This is a genomic window from Mycobacterium sp. GA-2829 (assembly GCF_001499965.1).
GTDB lineage: Bacteria > Actinomycetota > Actinomycetes > Mycobacteriales > Mycobacteriaceae > Mycobacterium.
On the sequence record NZ_LQIT01000044.1, the window covers coordinates 21,414 to 42,796 of the forward strand.

Here is a 21,383-nt window from a genome sequence, read left to right on the forward strand (position 1 = left end):
AGTGGTTCGACTGGATGCACAACCTCCGCGTTTCGGTTAAGTGCTACCTGCAAGGATTCGCAACGCCGCCGCACGCGAGAGTTGTTCGTGGAACCGAGCATTGCGATACGACCGCAGACAGCCATAACACGACGTCTCTTCACCGCAGTCGCATTCCGTCACGCGCTTCGCCGCCGCATTCATCACTTCGCCGATGTTCTCCGCGATCTTCTTCGCCGATCCGGCACCTCCTGGAACGGTGTCGAAGAGCACGATGCTTCGCCGGTGATCTGAACTCCACGACAATGCACCGTCGATGTCATCGCGGCTTATCTCGAGCGCGTGGGACGCGCCCTCGAGGATGGCGTACAACGCTGACAGCCAGTTGGATTCGTGGTCTTTGCGGTATTGCAGCCCGTCAAAGGTGAACTCCGCGACATCCGACTGGTAGCGATGGCCTAGTGAGATCTTCTCGAGCGGCCCGTCGCACTCCTTGCTCGTATCGGGCTTGTAGTGTTTGCGCCGCCGGCTGCCTCGTTCGGCCGGCGTCGACCACCCGCACCACTGGCAGAGTTGGAAACCGTCTCCCCGGCCGTCCGACACAACCGCAAGCCACGCACGCACTCCCGCACGGGCATTCACCCGCAGACCGCTGGGCCCGCACCATCGATAGAGACCGGCGTCGTCCCCGGGAGTCTCCACGTAGCTTCCACCGTGCCAACGCCGCTCGGGTGGCGCGCTACCGACCTCCCGAGTATCACTCGCTGCGATGAAACCGAACTCGGGAATGACCAGCGTGCCAATTGACCGGAACGGGTCCCCGCAGCTAGGGCATGTATCTGCCGGATCCAACTGGGGCCCGCGCTGGAATCGCCCGCATGTCGGGCAGATGCGGTACCTGTGGCGGACCAGCTCCTTGCCGGGACGCCGCTTCAAACCGACGGACGTCCACACCTTGCCGCCCGCCACGACCTCGTTCCCTGGCGCATAGTCGTAGATCGCCAAGCTGAGATCTCGCGACAGGTCGAGTTGACGGCCCACCGGATCGGCCGAAGCCAGCGTGCTGAGCTCGACAGTGTCGACGGGAAATCCGTACTTGGGGAGGATGTTTCGGTTGGCGAGGAATCCGAGCAGTTCTCTTCCGACGATCGTGTGTTTGGTGTCTTCGAGACGCTTGGTCAAGCCGAACTTGCGTTCCTTGATCGTCTGCTCGATCCGCTCCTCGATGTCTGCGACGTCCTTGGTCAGCTCAGCTTCCACTGAGTCCAGCAGAGTGACAAGCTCACCAACCCAGGACCCGTCGGTAACGCCGATCTCCGCTTGCACGCTCCTCGGTAGTGCCGCATGAAGTGCGTTCTCCACTGCCGAAGGAACCGGCGACAGGTACTGTCCCACTCGGCGTGCCGGTGAATCCTCGCCGTTCGGACCTGGTGAGAAGAACTCGCCGGCCGACTTCCACCGGTCGTTCCGCTTTTCGTAGCAGTGCCGGAAATACGCCGCTAGAGCCACCGAATGCGCGTGGCGTCGGGCGATTCGCGCGTTGTCGACCGGCACCCACGGAATGCGCATCTGGCCGGCGATCATCGCGTTTGGTTCCTGGTACATCGCCAAGTCATGCGCCGAGCGGTTGGCATAAGTGACGACCAGTGCCGCCGACGCGGCGCGGCGCCCGGCTCGACCGGCGCGCTGCACGTAGTTTGCGGTTTTCGGGGGCATATTTCGCATGACGACGGATTGGAGGTCGCCGACGTCCACCCCGAGCTCGAACGTCGTCGAGCACGAGAGCACGTTCACCCTTCCTGTGATGAATTCGCGTTGGATGTGGGCTGCTGTCTTGGCGTCCCATTGCGCGGTGTGCTCGTGCGCCCTCAGCGGCGCGGGCGCCATCGTTTGGTACACCGTGCGGTAGTGGTTGGAATCGTCTGCTGGAGTCGGGAGTTCGAAGTCCTTTAGCTGTCCGGTGCAGCGACTGTTCGGACAGACACCGCGGATCGCGAATGCCGTGATCAATCGGCAGGTATCGCACTGGAACCACCGGCATTCCGCGCCGTTGGTGACAGTCAGCATGCTGTGGTCGAGTTGGTAGACCTGTCCGAGAACCCGATCGGATTCCGCGACTAGGAACCCGCCGGATTCGAGCAATCGCCAGCAGCCTTCGAGAATTTTCTCTGCTGGAGTGGTGTTGGACAGCGCCTGCAGAACTTTCCGGAGGAGAGTGATGCGCCCATTTGTGGTGCCGGTCCCACTAGGATTCCAGCTGATGACCTGCCGGGCTCTGTCAGACCCGGTTGACCGCATCCGCACCCGTGTATTCCGGGGCGCGAAACGCTCGTCCTTGATGTCAACCCGATCGAGTACCGTCACCGCGCCCTGAAGGCGCACGGTCTTGACGAGCTCGTTCATCAACCCCCATGCTTCGTCCTCGGTGAGACCGAGTGACGTGAACCCCCGAAGTGGTACCGAGGCGTCTCGCCGAAGAGCCACCCGCATCAGCCCAAGGCCTTCGAGCGATTGGCGTGTCTCGAGTGTCATCAACTCCCCGGAGATCCATTGGTTGACCGCTTGACTGATCTCGATGCTGCCCATCTTGCGGTCAAAATGTCCTGCTGCTTGCGCCTTCTCGCGGGCAAGGATCGCTAGGTCGCCGACCGTGAGATGACTACCTTTAGCCACGGGGTCGCGGAGCGCCTCGGTGATGTAGCGCCGCTCCAGCATCCGAGAGTACGTACGGTCCAAGTAGGGAGCCGCGAACGCTGCCGCTTGCCGGGAGTCGGAGAACATGAGGAGCTTTCGACCACCACCCACGTGATCGGCGGCTTCGCCAGCCGCCTCCGGGAGCTGTTGATACAGCGCCGTGGTCACCACGGCCGGCGCCGCATTCACGTCTGTGCGTAGTCGGCGGATACCGAGCCGGGATTGCGTACCGCATTCGGTGCAGCGATTCATGATCCGCGTGGGCCGCGGATGTTCGCGAACGAGCAGCATCTGCCCGCCGCGGCAACCTGTTGTCGCGCAGCGGGCCGCTTCGGCTGCGGCGAGTTGGCCACACCCAGTACACAGACGCCGTGTAGTCGGATCGGCGTGAGCCTTCGGTCCGTCGCTCGCCAGTGTGGCTTCGTCTTCGTCGACCACCACGTCATGATCACCGTCGGCAAGCACCAACCAGTTCACGGACGCATCCGCCTTCTTCGAGGGCGTGAAGTACTCCTGCCGGTCGCGGTGCTCGAGTTCTCCGGCGAGATGTACCGCACCGCAGCGTGTACAGGTGCCGAACTCGAACACCGCCCGGCCTGTCGACGGATCCACTTCATGACGGCTAAGGAATATCCGTGGCCCGTCGCCATTGAAGCTCACAAATGCGCCCTCAGTCGCCCGGACGAAGAAGTGATAGCGAGCGGACAGCACCGGATGGCCAGACTGGTCGCACGTGCTGCTGCCGAGTTCCACGAGGGCATCCAGCTTCTCGGCCGATCGAGGATCATCGGGCCAGAGCTTGTCACGCAGTGACCGGACAGCGTCGGGTCCGCCACTGAGCGCGTTCTTGAGTTCGACGATCGATTCTTCCCGAGCGAGCGCCTCGGCTGGGTCGGCCCCCGCACCGATGACCTCTGTAAGAGTGGTAGACCCGCCGCGTAGTGCCAACAATTGTTCGCCCGTCAGTCGCCACTCAGGTGTCGCCAAGTGCTTCTTGCGCCTCGGCTCGACGAGATCCTGCCTACTTGTATCGCCGTCGACGTACTCGAAAGTCGCGTCGAAGAGGTTGGACGCGAATTCCATTGCCTCTCCGCGGGGATCGTTGCGAACCGAACCCGTCAATGACGCTGATGTAGCGATGCATTGGACTCTCGAGTCGGGCGCAACCCGTTGTTTCAGACGGCGGATCAGTAGCGCCACTTCCGAACCCTGCGCACCGTCATACACGTGGGCTTCGTCCATCACGATGAAGCGCCATGTGCCCGCATGAGGGCCGTCGAACAGATCGATGTCCAAAGGTCTCAGGAGTAGGTACTCGAGCATCGCGTAATTCGTGAGCAGCAGGTGCGGTGGAGTGGTTCGCATCTCTTCTCGGCTGAGAAGCTCATTGCTCAGGCGACGCTGGCCCGGGTTGTACTGGAGGAAGTCGCTCTCCGCTGTGCGCGCGTCGTCGCGTGTCTCACCGGTGTACCGCCCGAACGTGATTTCCGGGACCCCCGCGAGAATCCCACGAAGTCGTTTGAGTTGATCGTTGGCCAGGGCGTTCATCGGATAGAGCAGTAGAGCTCTTACGCCGGGGCCGAGTGCGCCTCGGGCTGACTCCTCGAGCAGGGCGTTGATGATAGGAATGAGGAAGCTCTCGGTCTTGCCAGAACCAGTTCCCGTACTGACAACCAAATTCCGGCCCGAGACGAACTTGCGAACCGCAGTTTCCTGGTGAATGTAAAGGGGCTGATCGATGCTGAATGCGTGGCTGTCGAGCCGCGCGAAATCAGGGTGCAGCACGCCTTCGTTAATCAAGTCTCGACACGTCGCACCGGTTTCATACGGGGGTGTCAGCTCGAGGATAGGGCCCTTGGCGAGCATCGTGCTGGCATCGATCTCACTGTCGAAGGCGGTCGCCAACGCCTCGTCCCGTGGCGCCAACAGCGTTTTGAGATATCGCTTGTAGGATGCCTCTATCGAGTCTGCCGCTTTCAGGGGGTCGAGACGGTCGTTCATGTGTCCTCTCCGGTGAGATCGCCGCGGCGGTCGTACAGCACAACGGCTTCGGCGATCAACAGATCGTTGGCAACCATGGTCGGGCAGAGCTTCGCCATGCGGGACCACGTCCGCAACAGTCCACGGTCGAGGTACCGGCCGTCGATCCGCCCGTGCGCTTCCAGCCGAGAGAGCAGCGCCAAAGTAATTGACTCCACAGACATTCGAATCCATGGATCCGCCGCAGCGTCGATCTTGCGGACACGATCGACGCGGGTGACGATCGCCTCGTGCGCCAGGAGTGAGGCGCGTTTGATTGGCGTGACCACCAACCCGGTCTGCGTGGCGAAGTGGGCGGTCCACCCTGAGGCGAGCCACTCGCTGCGCCGACAGAATGCCTCGTACACACCGGCACGCAGGTTGTCGTGGTGGAGCTGCGGAAGAGGGACCTGCTGAATCTCCCGCAGCTTTGAAGCAATTCGGTCACCCGGCACTGCAGTCCAACGGAATACGTTGCCGTCGAAACACGCCCCGTACGCGTGGTCGTTCTTGCCCGTTCGCAGGAGATCCATCAACGGAACTCCGCCTCTGTCCTGGAGGTAGGAAAGTGTCTGTGCACGCTCGTCTCGCACTTCGTTGTGGCGGTTGTGCAGAGAGGGGAGGTCGGCGAGTTCCACCATGCACCCGAACCAAGGGTGGGCGTGGAGGTCGTTGAGAGTGTTCTCGGCGGAAAAACTATGGTTTACGAGCTCACTGCGGATGAGCATGGCCATCTTGTCACCAGCGGGAATCATACTGTTGCCCAGACGTTCAAGCGCGAAGCGCGGATCCTCGGCGAGAAGTTCAGTCAACCCTTCGAATCGCTCCGTTGTACCGTCAGCGTGGAGCCGGGCCATGGCTGCCCAGACCTCGGGGATGGCGCCGATTTCCACCGGCGCTGAACGCTGCGTGCCGAGGTAACGGGAGAGCTTCACCTGGCTCGGCGTACCGTCCTCGCGCCATCCGACCTGCTCAACGACGAACGCGAAATCAGGGGGCATGGGCGGCGGCTCGATGACCACCCAAGGGTCGTCGATAAACAACTGGCAGCGCAACTCCCCGGCATCAATCAGATTGGCTGGGACAACGGCTTTTCCGTCGGAGACTCGGAGGACCTCCGGCGCCCTCCAGGGTGCGGTGCTGCTCCACACGTACACCGCCAGGTCGTCGAGGAGCGGGACATCGGAGAAGATCAACATGTCTTCGCGTAGATGAGCAGACGAAGCCAGCCGACGTGGGTGCGCGACGAGAACCGTTACGTCGAGCGGGCCCGAAAGGGTGTGGAGGGTCGCCACTATCCGGCCGCCCGGGTTGTTCCGGACAGTGTCAGCGAACTGTTGGATTCGCGACTCGAAAACGTCACCGTGGCGTCGCCTCGCGCTGAGATCCTTCTGGAGCACGTCGCCATGGGGTGAGATGTATGCGAACTCGACGTGCTCGACGCCGGAGGCGCGTACTGCCACGAAGCGGTCTTCGGCGAAGTCTGCGGGGTCGCAAACCTCAGCCGTCATCCTCCATGCCGCTGGTTCGCCGGTCACACCGGCGCGGATCTGGATGTGGGGCGGTTTCACTGCGATCCGCGACTCGAAGTCTTCTGACCGCAGGGTGATTTGTCGCTCGAGCTGGGTGGGACCGAAGATTAGGGGCTCTGCAGGAGTTATCGCGACGGTGTCAGCCTTTGCTTCAGCGATACAGGGTGTCAGGCCGTCCGGCCCGGGCACGCGAATCGGTGTATCAAAATGAAGTTCCAAGCCCTCCGCCATGAAGAGAACGCAGCGCGCATCAGCACCTAGCGGTCCGTTCACAACGATCTCGAAGTGTCCCAGCTGCGGGTTCTCATCGTCGTCGAACGGGTCGACGCAGGTCTCGACGTCTTCCGCGCGCCAGCTTTCTTCGACGATCCACTCCAACGCCCCAAGGCGTCTCACTCGTACGACCCACTCGGGCGCGGGATCGGTTTGCGACGGGGGCAGCATCACCCACGGCCGTGTGCTGTAGACCGTTCGGCCATCCGGGGCCGACGCACCTCCGACGGGAGATCCGAGTACGAAAGACGGTCTGGCGTCCTTACGAACGGGGTGCGGTGAGCCGAGCCGTACCTGGTCGGCGGTGACGAGCTGCAATGCCGTGATGTTGGAGAGGTCGATGAAGGCGCTGCGCCAGCCATGCCATCCGCCAGGCGACCCCGAGTCTTGGGCGTGGACAGTCTCGCCCGTTCGAGTGTCGATCAGCCGGCATTCTTCAGGGAAGACCGTCCACACGCCCTCTTTCAGGCCGTCTCGACGCGGAATCCACCGGCCGGACGCGTCAAAAGCCAACAGAGGGTCAGCCTTGACCACGAGCGGAAGTGCCGCCTTGATTCCGCTGGGATGTGAGATGACGATTTCGCGGACTGGGCTCGGGACCGCTATCTGGGCCGTTGCAGTGTCGGCGCCCCACGTGCGCGCGGGGTGTACCTGGCGGACGTCACCGTCGAAGGACACGCGCCATGGCAAGTCCGCATCGGTCTCCGGGGTGGGTAGAACCAACACGATTTCGTCGTCGCTGACGTTGTACTCAATCGCTGGTTGTCGGGCGCTCCGTGCGATGCGCCGTGCCGTCCGCATTTGAACGGGGGTCTCACGCAATTGCTTGACGAGCTCGTCGAGGAGGACGTCGGGCAGCCCGGTAGTCGATGCATCGAGGTGCTCATCCAAGAGGGTGGGCGTAGCCGTCGTCTCCTCGATGAACTCGATGATGCGGTCGAGGATGTCAACAGCGAACTGAGCACCATAAGCCAGGAAGTTACGTACGGGAACGTCGAGTGGAGCCGACCGATGCTCTTTCCCGGGTTCTTCCAGCCACTCGATGAGAGCCGCTCCATGCGGAGGCCGCCCCTGGTTGGTGTGGTCGTTGATGATTCGTAGGAGATCGCCGAGGCAGTGCACGGGAATGCCGGCGTGCAGCGTCAGCGTCATGACGTATCTGAACGCAGAGGCTTCCTCGATCCGCGGGAAGCGGGCGAGCGAGAATTTGTCGAGCAGCCCGAAGAGGTTCTTCCTGATCTCGGCCTCGAAGTCGGCGTCGCGCGAAATTCCGAGTTCGTCCCAGAAACTGTCCCAGTACTTGCCCTGCTCGTATTCGAGTGCGGCATGTCCGACCAAGACCAGAAGTGTGAGCGCCGGGTACCGCCGGATGAACTTTCTGTAGGGCACACCACGTAGGAAGAGCTGCCTCGCTGCTGCCCCGTACCGCTGCTGAGCGTGCCGAATATCGTCTATCGAAAAGTTCGTTTCAACAACGAGATTCACCGGCTGTAGGCGCTGCCGCCAGTCGTATTCGGCATCGCTCATCCATTCCGACAGGGACATGTCGCTACCTCATCGAACGGCCGGAGCCAGGATGTTGCGGGCCGGTGACGGCCGCAGCAGCCCTCGTTTGATGAGCCTCTGAGTATGAGCGCGCCGCGGCAGCTGACCGCCGGATCGGGTGCCCACACAGTGCGTAAAGCCAGCCGTTCAACTCCCTTGCCGCTTCACCCACTGCCCCGCTGTAGTTGACGTCAGTCACCGCAGGTCCCCCAATTCGCCTCGCACAATCGTGTTTCGGCAAACCTCGCTTCGCCGTGGTGGCGACAATAGCGTTCGACTCCGACAAATTGTCCTGCGCGACACATACCGGTGCGCATTGAAGCGCACGTCACCGATCAAGCGGTCCGGTAGGCGTAGCGTCTATCACCACGGTCGCAGCTTAAAGCGAACTATCTCGCCGTACTTATCGAATGAACAAATTGCCAGTTCACCGCTGGTGACGCCACTACATGTAATCACCTAAGGCCCACATTCGTTATCCGAAGCAACGTTCTGCCGTTAGCACGGACGCGGCGGTCAGCCACCCAGCAGCCGGGCGTCGGGGGACGGCCCACGACGGTTCCAGCTTTCGCCGGATTTCAACCAACTTCTCACTTCTGGGGAGAAACCATCGCAGCCAGCAAAATCGATTAGAGGACGTGCAGGCAGCGGTCCGCACACGCACCCCTCACCCCGCCCGCGCCACCACCCGACCATCCGGCACCCGCGCCAACCCCAGATGCCCGCGCAGCGTCGACGTCGCGTACTCCCGCCGGCACAGCCCGCGGTCCCGCAGGATCGGCACCACATGGTCGACGAACAGCTCCAGGCCCGACGGGAACACATCCGGCATCAGGTTGAACCCGTCGACCGCGCCCGCGACGAACCACTCCTCCATCGCATCAGCGATCTGCTCCGGGCCGCCGACCACCAGTCGGTGCCACGTGATCACCCGGTCCAGCAGCTGCCGCACCGTCAACGACTCCCGCCGCGCCAGGTTCACCACGATGTCCCGCGCCCCCTGCGACCCGGTGTCGGTCACCGCCCCGTCGAGCAGCCACTGCGGCAGCGGCTTGTCCCAGGCCAACTCGCTCACGTCGACCGACAGCTGCCCCGCCAGATGCGCCAGCCGCCGCTCCCCCGCCAGCTCGTTGAGCTCGTCGTTGCGCCGCCGCGCCTCCTCCTCCGTGCTGCCCAGCACGAACGACAACCCCGGCATGATTCGGATCGAGTCCCGCGGACGCCCGTACGCCACTGTCCGGGAACGCAGTTCAGCGGCATTGCGTAACGCATCCGGCAGCGACGCCTGCGCGGCGAACACCCCGTCGGCATACCGCGCCGCCAGTTCCAGCCCACCCGAAGAGCCACCCGCCTGGAACAGCACCGGATACCCCTGCGGCGTGCGCGGCAGCGTCAACGGCCCGTCCACGGAGAAGAACTCGCCTCGGTGGTCGATGGTCCGGATCGCCCCCACCCGGCTGAACGCCCCCGTCGCCTTGTCCGCCAGCACCGCGTCGTCATCCCACGAATCCCACAGCGCCCGAACCACATCGATGAACTCCGCCGCCCGCCGGTACCGCTCGCGGCGGTCCGGCTGCGCGGGGGCACCAGAACCGCCGCCGAAGTTGTTCCACGCGTAGGGATCACTGCTCGTCACCACGTTCCACGCCACCCGGCCGCCGCTGAGATGGTCCAGCGACGCGAACCGGCGCGCCACGTTGTAGGGCTCTTCGAACGACGTCGACACCGTCCCGATCAACCCCAGATGCGTCGTCGCCGACGCCAACGCCGACAACAGCACGATCGGATCCAGCGCCAGCGGCGGCGCCACCAACGGCTCGTCGGGCTTCTGGAACAACGACGGGCTGTCGGCGAGGAACAACGCGTCGAGCGTGCCGCGCTCGGCGATCCGCGCGACGTCGATCCAGTACGACAGATCGGTGAACCAATTCGGGTCCGCGCCCGGGAATTGCCATGCTGCCGGGTGCATCCCGTCGGACAGCACGTTGACGCCCAGGTGCAACTGCCGTGCGCTCACGCCGGATTACCGGGCAGCGCGAGCTTCTTCACCTCGGGATCGGTCGCGATGAACTCCTGCACCCGGGGATCCTTGAACGCCTTGATGAGGTTCTGCACGTTCTCGGTGCCGACGTAGTCGCTGCCGACGGTCAGCACCGACGCGAACTCGTCGGGCGACTTCGGCGCGAAGATGAGCTTGTCCTCGCTCACCCCGGCCGCCAGGAACGACTCGGCGTATCCGACGATCGCGTCGAGGTCGCGCAGCGCCCGGGGTTGCGCGCCGAAGTCCAGCAACGTGAACTGCAGGTTCTTCGGGTTGCCGACGATGTCCTTGACCGTCAGCGCCGTGATGTCCGCGTCCGGCCGCAGCGTCACCAGGCCGGCCTGCGCCAGGTACCAGATGCCTTGGGCGTTGTTCGCGGGGTCGGCCAGCAGCGACACCGTCGCGCCGTCCGGCAGGTCCTGCGGGCTTTTGTACTTGTCCGACCAGATCCCGAACACCCAGTGGAAGAACGGGCCCGTCGCTGCCTCCTCCTTGAAGGAGGGGTTCGCGTCGAGCACCTGCTGCAGCCAGTGCCGGTGCTGGAAGATGGTCCCGGCGTAGCGGCCGTCGCTGATCGCCTGGTTGATCTGGGTGCTGTCCCCCAGACCGACCGCACCGACGTTCACGTCGTAGTCCGGGGCGACGTTCTCGGCGATGTACTCGATGATCGCCTTCTCGGCCGGATTCGAGTCCAGGTAGACGACGTCGAGCGTGGCGCCGGCGGTCTCGTTGGCCGACGTCGTGCCGCCACTACGCTGCACCACGAAAAAGATTGCCGCCGCGGCGATCACCACCACGGCGATCAACACGAACGGCCAGCGGCGGCGCTTCCTCAGCGTGAAGCCATGCGGGTCGGCCGGCGCGGCCGACACCGATTCATCAATGCTCATGAGACCAGCACTGTGACGCAGAATCGGCGCACCGCCCACAGTTTGAATCACCGCGATCTACTCACCGTGATCGCAAAGCTGTTGAGCGGCCGCCCGATTTGCCACGGTTGCCGCATCGGCGATGACGCCTGCGCACAATCTCCCCTCGAAGGGCACTCATGATCGAGCTGACCGAGCTGACCAAGGTCTACGGCCACGGCGAGCACCGCACCATGGTCCTCGACCGCATCAACTTCCGCGTCGACGCCGGCGAGATCCTCGCCGTGGTCGGCCCCAGCGGCGCCGGCAAGAGCACGCTGGCCCAGTGCATCAACCTGCTCACCGCGCCGACGTCGGGCTCCGTCGTCGTCAACGGCGAGGACTTGACCACGCTGTCGTCGCAGAAGCTGCGGGTGGCCCGCCGCCGCATCGGGACCGTCTTCCAGTCCGCCGGGCTGTTCGAACGGCGCACCGCCGCCGAGAATGTCGCCCTGCCCCTGGACTACCTCGGGGTGACCGCGGCCGAATCCCGCGCCCGCGTCGCCGAACTGCTCGACCGGGTCGGGTTGTCCGACAAGGCCGGTCACTATCCGTTCCAGCTGTCCGGCGGGCAGAAGCAGCGCGTCGGCATCGCGCGGGCACTGGCGTTGCGGCCCTCGGTGCTGCTGTCCGACGAGGCCACCGCCGGGCTCGACCCGACCACCACCGACTCCGTGGTCGCCCTGCTGCGTGAGCTGCGCGACGACCTCGACCTGTCGATCGTGTTCATCACCCACGAGATGGACACCGTCCTCAAGATCGCCGACTCGGTCGCCCGCCTGGACCGCGGCAGCATCGCCGAATCCGGTCGTCTGGTGGACCTGCTGACCGATCCGCAGTCGACGCTCGGCGCCGAACTGCGCCCGCAGGGTGTCGCATCGAAAGCCATTGACGGCCAGCAGGTCTGGCACGTCGTCTACGACTCGCCCGACGTGCCGTCGGACTGGATCGCCCGCGCGTCCCTCGATCTCGGCGCGCCGATCGCCGTGCTGGGGGCGTCGGTGCAGGAGGTGCACGGCGTCACCGTCGGGTCCGCCACCCTCGGCGTCCCCGCCGACCTGGGCGGCCGGGTCACCGACGTGCTGGCGCGCTACGGCCTCTCCACCGGTGAACAGCGTGTGCGGAGCGCGGCATGACCGAGACGCTGCTGGCCAACGCCAAGGTCCCGCTCAACGAGCTTCCGGCGCTGCTGTTTCCGGCGCTGCTGGACACCCTCATCATGGTCGGCATCGTCATGACGATCGTGGTGCTCGTCGGCGTCCCGCTCGGCGCGCTGGTCCACAACCTGGCGCCCGGCGGCTTGTTCGAAAACCCCGGGCTGCATACGGCGTTGAGTTGGGTCATCAGCATCGGCCGGTCGCTGCCGTTCCTGATTTTGATGGCCGCGATCATGCCGTTCACCCGCTTCATCACCGGCACCAACATCGGGATCGCCGCCGCCGTGGTGCCGATGTCGCTGGCCGGGATCGCGTTCTTCACCCGCATCGTCGAGAACTCGCTGCGCTCTGTGCCGCCGTCGGTGGTCCAGGTGGCCCGCGCCGCGGGCGGATCGCGGGTGCAGATCATTCGCACCGCACAGCTCACCGAGGCCGTGCCGTCGATCCTGGGCGGTCTGACCATCAACATCATCGCGATGATCGAGTACTCCGCGATCGCCGGCACTATCGGTGCGGGTGGGATCGGTTATGTCGCAGTGACTTACGGCTACCAGCGCTTCGACCAGGGCGTCATGCTGGCCACCATCGTCATTCTCGTCGTCACCGTCGCCGCCGTGCAGTTGATCGGCGACGCCCTGGTCCGCTTCACCACCCCGCATACCCGCGTGAGAGGAACCGTCAACGCATGACCGCCACCGAAATCGACAGCTCCGACCACGGGTTCGAACTCAAGAAGAGACCAAAGTGGATCTGGATCGCCGGGAGCCTGGTGCTCGTGGTGGCCGTGCTCGTCGCCGGCAGGTTCCTGTTCTTCGGGAAAGCCCAGTCGGCGAACGAGATTCCCGGGGCGACGTTGATCGTCGCCACCAACGAGGGCAACGCCGCCGAGCAGGCGCTCATCGAGTACATCTCCCGCGAGGTCGCGCCCCGGCACGGCATCAAGGTCGGGTTCCGCGGGCTGGCGGACAGCAACACCATCAACCGCGCCGTGAGCGACGGTGAGGTCGCCGGCACCATCTACCAGCACAAGCTGTGGCTGGGCCAGGTGCTGGAGGCCAACCCGGACTTCCAGGAGGAAGCGGCCACGCCGGTGTTCCGGTGGGGCTTCGGCATCTCGTCGGACAAGTACACCGACGTCAACCAGCTGCCCGACGGGGCGAACGTCTCGCTGTACTCGGATCCGGCCAACGAGGCGCAGGGGCTGTGGCTGCTCGAGCGTGCGGGACTGATCACGTTGAACTCGACCGTCGACAAGTGGACCGCTACGCAGAAGGACATTGTCGCCAACCCGAAGAACCTCAAGTTCACGCTGCTCGACTTCGCCGCACAGTCCCGCTCGCTGCCCGACCTCGACGCGGCGGTCGGTTACACCGAGTACTACCTGGCGGCAAAGATCCCGTTGCAGCAGCAGATCTTCGCCCCGCCCGCACCGGACGAGTTCGCCGGGCAGTTGACCATCGGCAGCCGCTGGGCCGGCACCGACAACATCAAGAAGCTGGTGGAGACGTTCAAAGACCCTGCGGTGCAGCAGTTCCTGGCCACCGATCCCAGCGTGAAGGGAATTCTGCTGCCGCTGTAGTCCGTCGGGAGCGGGGCCTACTCACCCCAGAACGAGCGACACCCCGTTCGCCTTGAGTTGATCAAAAGTGAAGCTGAGTTCGCCTCTGCGGCCCACTGATACGACGTATTGATCGTGACCCTCGGTGACCTGGAAGGTGATGCCAAACGTACACATGTACCGGCCACCCTTCCCGGGCTCAAGGTAGGAGGTCGTGAGAATCTCGCCCTTACCGTTCTTCACCGTCACCGGTGTTCCAGGATTGACATCGGAGTATCCACCGGCCCCCGTACACGATGACCCGTCGAGTTCGATCGCGGGCGAATAAGGATTCGGGTCGTCGTCCTTGAGCGTAAAGCTCCCCGTGATGGTCGCCGTCTCGAGAACGTGGAAGCCCTCGGCGAACTGCGGGCAGAAATACTGCACGGCGACTTCATCCGCGGGCATCCCCTGCTGGGGGCTCCCTTCCTCCATCTCCCGGCATACCTGCTTGCCGTGGGCGACCGCGTTGGCGTCGGAGTTGAATTCGGCCGAGAACCCTTCCTCTCGCAAGGCGGTGAGGTACTTGTCCTCGACGGTCGTGCGATCACGATTGATGTACAGATACGCCGCTACGCCCCCGGCCGCCAGCGCCACAACCAAGGCAGCGGCGCCGACCACGGCCCAGGCCCGACGCCGTCCTCGCCTGACCTCCGGTACAGCCTCTGACTGCGGCTGGTGCCCAAGCTGTTCCAGTTGCTGCTTGCCCGTCGCGTCCAAAGCTTCTTCGCCGCCGTCACGAATGAGGTCGGTGGGCTGACCGCCGACGAAGTATCGGCCCTCGTGACGTCCAGTCGGGTCCGGCCTCCAACCCGTTCCGGTGACGTTCGCCGGTCCGTAGTCGACGCCACTGTCGGACTCCTGCCACGTGCCGTTGACCTCGACGGCCCCGCACGCATGGCACCGTTGCGGGTCGGTCAGCGCGGCACCGCAGAACACACAGAACGTCATGGGCATCCGCTCACTTCCGATACTCCGTCGTGCCTTCGACACCGAACAACGAACTCACGAATTTGGCGAAGCAATCGTCGACCGCGAAATCCTCGGAATCACACCAGCCGTTCGCCTCGGTCGCCGTCAGCTTGGGCGGACCTACTACCGTCACCCACCAGTCGGGCGAATTGAACGTCGTCCAGTGCCCCGACCACAACAGCCGCGCCCCGCTGTACTTCCGCCGCGCGTCGAGGTGGTCACGGAGCACATCGGCGCTTGTGAGCGTCCTTCCGTCCACGACGATCCCGGCCTTCTTCGAACTGATCTGGGGAACCCAACGATTCGCGATGCTTGCTGACGCGTACCCGTAGTCGGCGTCGCGCAACTCTTCAAGGACGGCGTCAGCCACACCCTCGACACTTCCGTGCTCCGGTTTGGCCGGTCCTATTGCGACCAATCTGTCGGCGTCCGATGGCTTCGCGCCCCCTTTCGACTCGCCACCGCCATGGAACACCAGATCAGGTGCCCCTGAGAACATGTCGGGGGTACGCCAATACGCACCAGGCGGAAACACCAGAACTCGACGCGCCACCACTCCCGGCTTCATCGCCAACGGCGTCGCCGCGAAGTCGAACAGACCCGAAGCGATGTCTCGCTGTCCCGCAGCCGCCGTTATCCGGACTTCCGACCCAGATTCTGTGTTTCCGCCCGGGCACAGGGAAGTGAATGCGGCGCTGATGGTCAAGCCGTCCGGCGTCATGTCCACGGATTCGGCCTCGATCAGTGGAGCTTCGATGCACGCGGGGGCCCCGCCCGTGATCGGCGTTGCTCCCCCGTCGGGCCGGTCCGCTCTCGGCGCTGCAGCGTCGTCATCCGACGACACTGCAGTCAACCAAAGTGCTACCGCGGCTGCGACGACGGCGACCACCGCGACTACAACGATCGTGCCCACGACAAAGGGACGCCGACTCGATGGCTCAGCAGCCTCGCTGTCCGGGTCGATGTCCGTTTCGGGGTATGCGATCACTCCGATGGGAGATCCGCACTGGCCGCAGAATTTGTAGTCCCAGGCATTGACGTGGCCCTGTGGGCACAGCACGGTCGGGGCTTCGCCGTCTCCGGCCCACCCTGCTTGCGGCGTTGAGTCACCCGCCATCCCACGCCCCCTCAGCAACCGGACGCTTAGATTATGCGCATCGAACGACATTCGCAGGACGGGTATCGCCGACGATGGTGACTTTGCCGAATCCAGCCCCGGTCGTCCGGCTGGCCGGGCGCTCGCCCCGCCAGGCTCCTAAAGGCCTGATGACGCCCGCTCAGCCCGTATTTGCTGTCATGATCTATCGCAGCGCACAGCACCCGACAGCCAGGAAACGCCATGCTTCACCGCAACGCCCTCAACCGGTTTTCCACCGGTCTCGGCCTGATCCTGAGCTGCTTGTCAACGGCGACCGCCATAAGCCCCCCAGCCGGCGCGACGCCGCAGGACCAAGCCTTCCTCCATCGTCTCGACGAAGTGGGGATCACCTACACCAGTCCATACGGAACAACGATGTACGCGCGCGGTGTCTGCCGCGAGCTCGACCTGAACGTGCCCCACTCGCGCGTCGTCGAGTTCGTTCAACGCGACAACCCGGCGTTCGATTGGGACCACGCCGCGGACTACGTCGTCATCGCCTATATGACGTACTGCCCCTGGAACAAGGTGGCGTGAAGTCCACCCGGCCGCCGGTGAATTCACAACGACTGCAATTCCGAATAGGTCCCGAAAGATGGCTTCGGTTTCACTTCCTGCTGTCCCTATAAGGTTTCGAAACGGGCGCACTCGAGCCGTTCGAGCGCGCGACCGTCAACAAGTTCTCGGCGGTCGTCAGCATGTCCCCAATAGTGTCGAACCATCCAATAGAGCGGCACACCCTGCGGTACATAGAAGTCGGCGCCGTCGATAACCTTCTCGCTGCCGTCGCGGAGGCGGAGAACGACCGCTTTTCGCGTTTTCTTCGTGTCCGCGGTATCGGTCACGTCGTCGATGTCCGCCCAGTCGACCGACTCGGTGTACGCGATGTTCGCGATGTCGATCCCGGACGGCGTCAGTTCGATATAGCCGACGCCGCCTCGCCGCCAGCCGGTGATCAAGCCGACGACACCGACCACCGCACCGAAACCCGCCACGAACGGTGAGAATGTACGCATCCCGTCGGACATGGGGATGTCCAACGTCCGCAACGGCGTAGCGACCGCGATCACAAGAAAGCCCACGATTGCGAGTGCGAGACCCATCAGCGTGAGCACGCTGAATCTCTTATCCGGCAACAGCATCGTGCCGCTTGAATCCTGCTCGGCACGAAGAGACGTCCGGCCGCTGCGTACCAACTGCAAGGCCACAACGAGGAGAACCGGGCAGGCAACCAGACAGGTCAACGCCAGAGCCGTCAGATAGTGTCCCCGCATCGCAGCGCGTCCGGCGTACACGACGCCCGGCAGGAAAACGAGCACCGCGACAACGGCCATCCAGGTCAGCCTGCGCCCGCTCGAGTCCCAACCCGCCGGCTCCGGCAGGTTCAGTACGGACAAAGTACGTCTCCGATCTTCTTCCCGAGTTCCGCAAAGCCCCATCCTCCGAGGAGAGCTCCGCCGGCTGCAAGGGTAGGAACCATGACCGGCGCCAGCGGTCCGGTCGCGGCGCCCGCCATCGCCCCGCCCTCCGCCAGTGCCCAACCTCCCAATCCACCGCTCCCACCACCAAAGGCCGCGATGCATGCATCTCGACCCGATTCAGCCATCACCATGTCGAAGACGGTGGTCGCCACGCCAAGCGCCGGGCCTCCCAACTTCGCCGCCTTCCCGATGTCCTCCACGGACGCCGCGGTGAGCATCGGCAGACTGCCTCCCTTGACGACATGCGCCTCGAGGCCGGACAACGCCGCGCCGGCGCCGAGCGACATGTTGTCGATCAACTGCACCGGAACGGCTTGATGTCGGCCACCCGCCGTCGTGAAGCCAGCGGTGCGATGCCCCGTCGGATCCATGGACATGGTGAAGTTCGACCCATCCGGCCACGTGACTGAGGTGTAGTCGCAGTCGTTTCCGAGGTCATGCCACGAGCTCGACCGCGACACCTCCTCGCCGTCTTTGTCGAACTGCTCCACTGTGATGAAGTTCTGTCGGCTTGGCCAGTCGAACGGATCCTTCTTGGTTATGACTTGCTTGCTGCCGTCCTGCATGTGAACGGTCGTGACTTCTTCGCCGATCGTATTCTCGGATTCGACGACTTCGCGGAGGGTGACCGCCATGTCTCCATTGCGCAGCGCCTGCTGGTTGAGCATCCCGATCGGGTCTCGCGGGTTGGGCACCTCGTCGGCCGGTCGATGCGGGGCGCTGGGGATGGCGAAGGGGTCGTTGGACGGTCGAGACTCGACGAAGCCGAATCGCCCACCAGCCGCCGTGACGGAGCCGGCTGTGTCCTCATCGGCGTCTCCGACTGCGGTCAACAGCTTGTTGATCGCAGCCTGTTCGGTCGCGGCCAGCTTCTCCAATTCCGCGAAGTCTTCAGCGGACATTCTCACCGGATCGATCAACACGACCCACTGATCGGACACGTTCAACGGCCCGGCGTCGACGGCGTCGGCCTTACTCAACAACGCCGATCTGGCGCCTCCGATGACTGAGCTCCCTGTTCTCAACGCCGTCGCGACAGCTCGGGCGTATTCCGACAGCTTCGTCGCGTCCTTGTTCGCACGTCCGAACATTGCGCTCGCGGCGTCATGGGAGCGTCCCTCCCAGGCTCGTGTCTCCGGCATCCGCGCCACACGCGCTGTCGATCCCTTTCACCGAGCCTTCGACCGATTCCGCGGCGGCAGCCACCGCATCCGCGGAGGTTGCGAGCGCATCCGGCTTCCAGCCTCTCAAGGTGGTTCGTGACGGCAACACCGCTCAGAACAGCCCGTCAAATTGTCCCGCCAACGCGTCGTCGGCCACCTCGAACGTGTCACCCGCGCCGCGCACCGCTGTCCCCATCTTCGTCACGTTCTCCGCTAGACGGGTCGCCATCTGATTGAAGTGCTTCCCCACTGCCTCTACCGCCCATTGCGTCGTCGACCCGGGCAGCGCATCTCCCGCGGAAGAAGTCTTGCCGCCCACGTCCGCCGCGGCGATATCCCCGGCCGCGATATCCACCCGACCGGCAAATGCGCGCAGAATCTCCGGATCGACCAGCATCGCCACCCTCCGCACCCGCTTCCATGATGTTCTGATTCTGCGGCACCGCGGACACCCCCGACTCCGCTAATCTCCATCGACGGTGTTACACCAACGCCTTCGGTGTTACACTCTTCCCTATGCCGACCGACCACCGGCGCCACGCAATCACCGAGACCGACGACATCAGCCGCGCTCTCGATGACGCACGTCGCGCCTGGCCCGAGCTCGCAGACAGGCCCGGAGCACTGCTGCGCCAACTGATCCTGGTTGGACAGAAGACGCTCGCGCACAACGAGATCGAGATGCGTCGCGCCCGCCAAGAAGCGATCGACGAAACCGGCGGCGCGCTGACCGGGGTGTTCGGCGCCAGCCATCTCCACAAGCTCCGCGAGGACTGGCCCGAGTGATCATCCTCGACGCGAGCGTCTTGATCGCCCACTTCGAATCCGCCGACGCCCATCACGCCGATGCCGCCGACCTGCTCGCAGATCATGCGTCCGAGCCACTCGGATCCAGCGTCGTCACGCTTGCCGAGATCTATGCGGCAGCGGCGGAGCGAGCAGACCTCCTCGACTATCTCCTGAGCCGCCTCGAGGTCGAGTCTCTCGATCTACCCGCCGGCAGCGCTCGGCGCCTGGGTGAACTGCGTGCCACGACCGGCCTCAGGATGCCCGACTGCTGCGTCCTCTACACCGCCGAGCATCACACAGCCGCCATCGCCACTTTCGACGCCAAGCTCGCCGCCCGGGCCGCCGAACTCGGAGTGCCGCTGGCGGGTAAGGCGGGAACGCTGTTCACCCAACCGGTCACCGCACCCGACCTCGCCGCAGGGCGCATCCGGATCCCAGTCGCAACCAAACCCGCCCTCCCCGGCGCCCGCACGTCCGTACTCCTCGTCCTCCGCGGACGCGAACTCGAGGTGCGGTGGGACCCGCGCAACGGCCCCGACCGCGCGCGGTCCGGCGTCCTCAGCGTCGGCCGGGCCACTCTCGCCGAGGCGGTATCAGCGGGTGAGCGCCTCGAGGTCGTCCCGCGCCCGGACGGCCGCCTCGAACTCCGCTAATTTCGCGCCGCCACCCACCTGCACCCCGTTACATTCAGGCAGCGAGGTGACACCTATGAACACTCTGATGCGGCACCCCTACCGGGTGCCGCGCGTCGACAAGCCGCGCGCAGAGGGCCGCTTCTACCTGCCCGACGGCCGCCGCCTCGGCTACGCCGAGTTCGGTGACCCGTCCGGCGACCCGGTGCTCTGGTTCCACGGCACCCCCGGCGGACGCCGCCAGTTCCCGCTCCTCGGCCGCCGCGCCGCGGAGAAACTCGGCCTGCGCGTCGTGCTGCTCGGCCGGCCCGGCACCGGCCTGTCGGACCCGCACCCCTACGACGCCGTGGCCGACTGGACCGCCGACGTCACCCACGTCGCCGACGCTCTGGGCGCCGACCGCCTTGCCGTCGTCGGCCTCTCCGGCGGCGGACCCTACGCCCTCGCCTGCGCCGCCATCCCACCGCTGGCCAGCCGCGTCGCCGCCGTCGCCGTCCTCGGCGGTGTCGTCCCCTCCGTCGGGCCCGACGCTCTGGCCACCGGCGCCGTCGACCTCGCCCGCCGCTTCGCGCCCGTCCTACACGAATTGCGCCGTCCGCTAGCGGGATTCATCTCGACGCTTCTCACCCCGCTGCTCCCGGCCGCGCACTACGCCTGCCTTGCCTACGCGATGACCACCCCCGAGGGCGACCGCCGCGTGCTGCACGACCCCGAGATGGAGGGCATGTTCATCGACGACCTCGTCCTGGTCGCCCGCGGACGCTTCCAGGCCATCGTCGACGACGCCCGACTCTTCGGGCGCGACTGGGGCTTTCGCCTCGCCGAGGTGGCCGCCCCGGTGCGGTGGTGGCACGGCGACGCCGACCACATCGTCCCGCTCACCGATGCGCAGAAAGCGGTCGAGCTGCTGCCCGACGCCGAACTCGTCCTGCGCTCCGAGGAGAGCCATCTCGGCGGCTTCGCCACCGCCGACGAGGTGCTCCACTTCGTCCGCGCGCACCTCTGATCGCTGGCGAGCGTCAGACCCCGAACGTCGACGCGCCGCTGAGTATCGCCCAGACGATGAACGCCGCGAGTATCGCGACGATCACCGACACCGAAATCAATCCGACAACAACGATATTCGTGCTCACCCCGAAGGTGGAAGCCGACCGGACAACCGGCGCCGCGCGCACCACGGGCCGCGGCCGGCTGCGCGCGCCCCGGCGTGCGAGGCGCTCTTCGTCGATCGCACACCACGGGCACCGCTCCGTACCGACCGGAACACGGTGCGCCCCTGACGAACACGTCGTCAACCGCAGCCGCAGCAGGCTGTCCCGCCATTCCGCCGCGCTCGGCCGGCGACCGGGGTCGCGCACCCCCTCGGTGAACGCCCGGACGAACAACTGCTGAATTTCCGCGGGTAGGAACGTCGGCGGCGGAGCCAACGGATGCGTCTGCAGCGGTGACCCCGGGCCCCCCCC

At 64.9% G+C, this 21,383-nt stretch carries 16 protein-coding genes and 1 pseudogene; 7 read left to right on the plus strand and 10 right to left on the minus strand.

The annotated features are described in order from the left end of the window. Positions 1-36 precede the first annotated feature (36 nt). From AU194_RS23040 to AU194_RS23055, 4 genes are all read right to left on the minus strand, one after another. Positions 37-4,674 carry a DEAD/DEAH box helicase gene (locus tag AU194_RS23040; protein ID WP_059091589.1) on the minus strand — a complete coding sequence of 1,546 codons (4,638 nt, stop codon included), beginning with the start codon at positions 4,672-4,674 and terminating at the stop codon, positions 37-39. Next, positions 4,671-8,042, minus strand: a complete 3,372-nt coding sequence (locus AU194_RS23045) for a hypothetical protein (RefSeq protein ID WP_059091590.1) — start codon at positions 8,040-8,042, stop codon at positions 4,671-4,673. Before AU194_RS23045 ends, AU194_RS23040 begins: the two co-directional genes overlap by 4 nt. Before the next feature lie 667 nt (positions 8,043-8,709). Next, on the minus strand, positions 8,710-10,059 hold the full coding sequence (locus tag AU194_RS23050; RefSeq protein ID WP_059091591.1) for an LLM class flavin-dependent oxidoreductase: 1,350 nt from the start codon (positions 10,057-10,059) through the stop codon (positions 8,710-8,712). Further along, complete coding sequence (locus AU194_RS23055; protein ID WP_059091592.1) at positions 10,056-10,973, minus strand: MetQ/NlpA family ABC transporter substrate-binding protein; 918 nt, start codon at positions 10,971-10,973, stop codon at positions 10,056-10,058. Before AU194_RS23055 ends, AU194_RS23050 begins: the two co-directional genes overlap by 4 nt. A gap of 158 nt (positions 10,974-11,131) precedes the next feature. On the opposite strand from AU194_RS23055, the gene AU194_RS23060 reads away from it, so the two are divergent. From AU194_RS23060 to AU194_RS23070, 3 genes are read left to right on the plus strand one after another with little or no spacing between them, the layout of a single operon-like run. Continuing rightward, on the plus strand, positions 11,132-12,127 hold the full coding sequence (locus tag AU194_RS23060; protein WP_059091593.1) for a methionine ABC transporter ATP-binding protein: 996 nt from the start codon (positions 11,132-11,134) through the stop codon (positions 12,125-12,127). Continuing rightward, positions 12,124-12,837 (plus strand): methionine ABC transporter permease, encoded by a 714-nt coding sequence (locus tag AU194_RS23065; protein ID WP_059091594.1) that lies wholly within the window; start codon positions 12,124-12,126, stop codon positions 12,835-12,837. Before AU194_RS23060 ends, AU194_RS23065 begins: the two co-directional genes overlap by 4 nt. Continuing rightward, positions 12,834-13,727 (plus strand): MetQ/NlpA family ABC transporter substrate-binding protein, encoded by an 894-nt coding sequence (locus tag AU194_RS23070; RefSeq protein ID WP_059091595.1) that lies wholly within the window; start codon positions 12,834-12,836, stop codon positions 13,725-13,727. The genes AU194_RS23065 and AU194_RS23070 overlap by 4 nt, the downstream gene beginning before the upstream one ends. Before the next feature lie 21 nt (positions 13,728-13,748). Here the strand turns inward: AU194_RS23070 and AU194_RS23075 are convergent, their stop codons facing one another. Together AU194_RS23075 and AU194_RS23080 are read right to left on the minus strand one after the other, a co-directional pair. Continuing rightward, positions 13,749-14,696, minus strand: coding sequence for a DUF732 domain-containing protein (locus AU194_RS23075; RefSeq protein ID WP_059091601.1), 948 nt, complete (start codon positions 14,694-14,696; stop codon positions 13,749-13,751). Between the two features lie 10 nt (positions 14,697-14,706). After that, positions 14,707-15,834: a zinc ribbon domain-containing protein gene (locus tag AU194_RS23080; protein ID WP_059091602.1), complete on the minus strand. Its 1,128-nt coding sequence runs from the start codon at positions 15,832-15,834 to the stop codon at positions 14,707-14,709. A 222-nt stretch (positions 15,835-16,056) separates the two neighbouring features. On the opposite strand from AU194_RS23080, the gene AU194_RS23085 reads away from it, so the two are divergent. Beyond that, positions 16,057-16,392, plus strand: a complete 336-nt coding sequence (locus AU194_RS23085; RefSeq protein ID WP_082698807.1) for a DUF732 domain-containing protein — start codon at positions 16,057-16,059, stop codon at positions 16,390-16,392. Between the two features lie 86 nt (positions 16,393-16,478). Here the strand turns inward: AU194_RS23085 and AU194_RS23090 are convergent, their stop codons facing one another. The 3 genes from AU194_RS23090 to AU194_RS23100 form a co-directional block, all read right to left on the minus strand. Further along, positions 16,479-17,189, minus strand: a complete 711-nt coding sequence (locus AU194_RS23090; RefSeq protein ID WP_059091596.1) for a hypothetical protein — start codon at positions 17,187-17,189, stop codon at positions 16,479-16,481. A 50-nt stretch (positions 17,190-17,239) separates the two neighbouring features. Beyond that, positions 17,240-18,487, minus strand: coding sequence for a hypothetical protein (locus AU194_RS23095; RefSeq protein ID WP_231743555.1), 1,248 nt, complete (start codon positions 18,485-18,487; stop codon positions 17,240-17,242). A gap of 124 nt (positions 18,488-18,611) precedes the next feature. After that, positions 18,612-18,896, minus strand: coding sequence for a type VII secretion target (locus tag AU194_RS23100; RefSeq protein ID WP_059091604.1), 285 nt, complete (start codon positions 18,894-18,896; stop codon positions 18,612-18,614). Positions 18,897-19,015: 119 nt separating this feature from the next. Here AU194_RS23100 and AU194_RS23105 point away from each other — a divergent pair, with 119 nt between their 5' ends. The 3 genes from AU194_RS23105 to AU194_RS23115 are packed head-to-tail and all read left to right on the plus strand — an operon-like array spanning position 19,016 to position 20,926. Continuing rightward, entirely contained in the window at positions 19,016-19,285 is a 270-nt protein-coding gene (locus AU194_RS23105) for a hypothetical protein (protein WP_059091597.1), read from the plus strand. Beyond that, on the plus strand, positions 19,282-19,941 hold the full coding sequence (locus tag AU194_RS32290) for a type II toxin-antitoxin system VapC family toxin (protein ID WP_082698809.1): 660 nt from the start codon (positions 19,282-19,284) through the stop codon (positions 19,939-19,941). The genes AU194_RS23105 and AU194_RS32290 overlap by 4 nt, the downstream gene beginning before the upstream one ends. Before the next feature lie 55 nt (positions 19,942-19,996). Further along, positions 19,997-20,926, plus strand: coding sequence for an alpha/beta fold hydrolase (locus AU194_RS23115; protein WP_059091598.1), 930 nt, complete (start codon positions 19,997-19,999; stop codon positions 20,924-20,926). Between the two features lie 13 nt (positions 20,927-20,939). On the opposite strand, the pseudogene AU194_RS31975 reads toward AU194_RS23115, so the two are convergent. Further along, a pseudogene (locus AU194_RS31975) lies at positions 20,940-21,383 on the minus strand (hypothetical protein); the annotation flags it as partial.

Coding starts and splice junctions, on each gene's coding strand:
- AU194_RS23080 (WP_059091602.1), bottom strand. CDS start 15,834: ATGGCGGGTGACTCAACGCCGCAAGCAGGGTGGGCCGGAGACGGCGAA.
- AU194_RS23060 (WP_059091593.1), top strand. CDS start 11,132: ATGATCGAGCTGACCGAGCTGACCAAGGTCTACGGCCACGGCGAGCAC.
- AU194_RS23070 (WP_059091595.1), top strand. CDS start 12,834: ATGACCGCCACCGAAATCGACAGCTCCGACCACGGGTTCGAACTCAAG.
- AU194_RS23115 (WP_059091598.1), top strand. CDS start 19,997: ATGAACACTCTGATGCGGCACCCCTACCGGGTGCCGCGCGTCGACAAG.
- AU194_RS23100 (WP_059091604.1), bottom strand. CDS start 18,896: ATGCTGGTCGATCCGGAGATTCTGCGCGCATTTGCCGGTCGGGTGGAT.
- AU194_RS23055 (WP_059091592.1), bottom strand. CDS start 10,973: ATGAGCATTGATGAATCGGTGTCGGCCGCGCCGGCCGACCCGCATGGC.
- AU194_RS23040 (WP_059091589.1), bottom strand. CDS start 4,674: ATGAACGACCGTCTCGACCCCCTGAAAGCGGCAGACTCGATAGAGGCA.
- AU194_RS23045 (WP_059091590.1), bottom strand. CDS start 8,042: ATGTCCCTGTCGGAATGGATGAGCGATGCCGAATACGACTGGCGGCAG.
- AU194_RS23105 (WP_059091597.1), top strand. CDS start 19,016: ATGCCGACCGACCACCGGCGCCACGCAATCACCGAGACCGACGACATC.
- AU194_RS23075 (WP_059091601.1), bottom strand. CDS start 14,696: ATGACGTTCTGTGTGTTCTGCGGTGCCGCGCTGACCGACCCGCAACGG.
- AU194_RS23065 (WP_059091594.1), top strand. CDS start 12,124: ATGACCGAGACGCTGCTGGCCAACGCCAAGGTCCCGCTCAACGAGCTT.
- AU194_RS23090 (WP_059091596.1), bottom strand. CDS start 17,189: ATGGCCGTTGTCGCGGTGCTCGTTTTCCTGCCGGGCGTCGTGTACGCC.
- AU194_RS23085 (WP_082698807.1), top strand. CDS start 16,057: ATGCTTCACCGCAACGCCCTCAACCGGTTTTCCACCGGTCTCGGCCTG.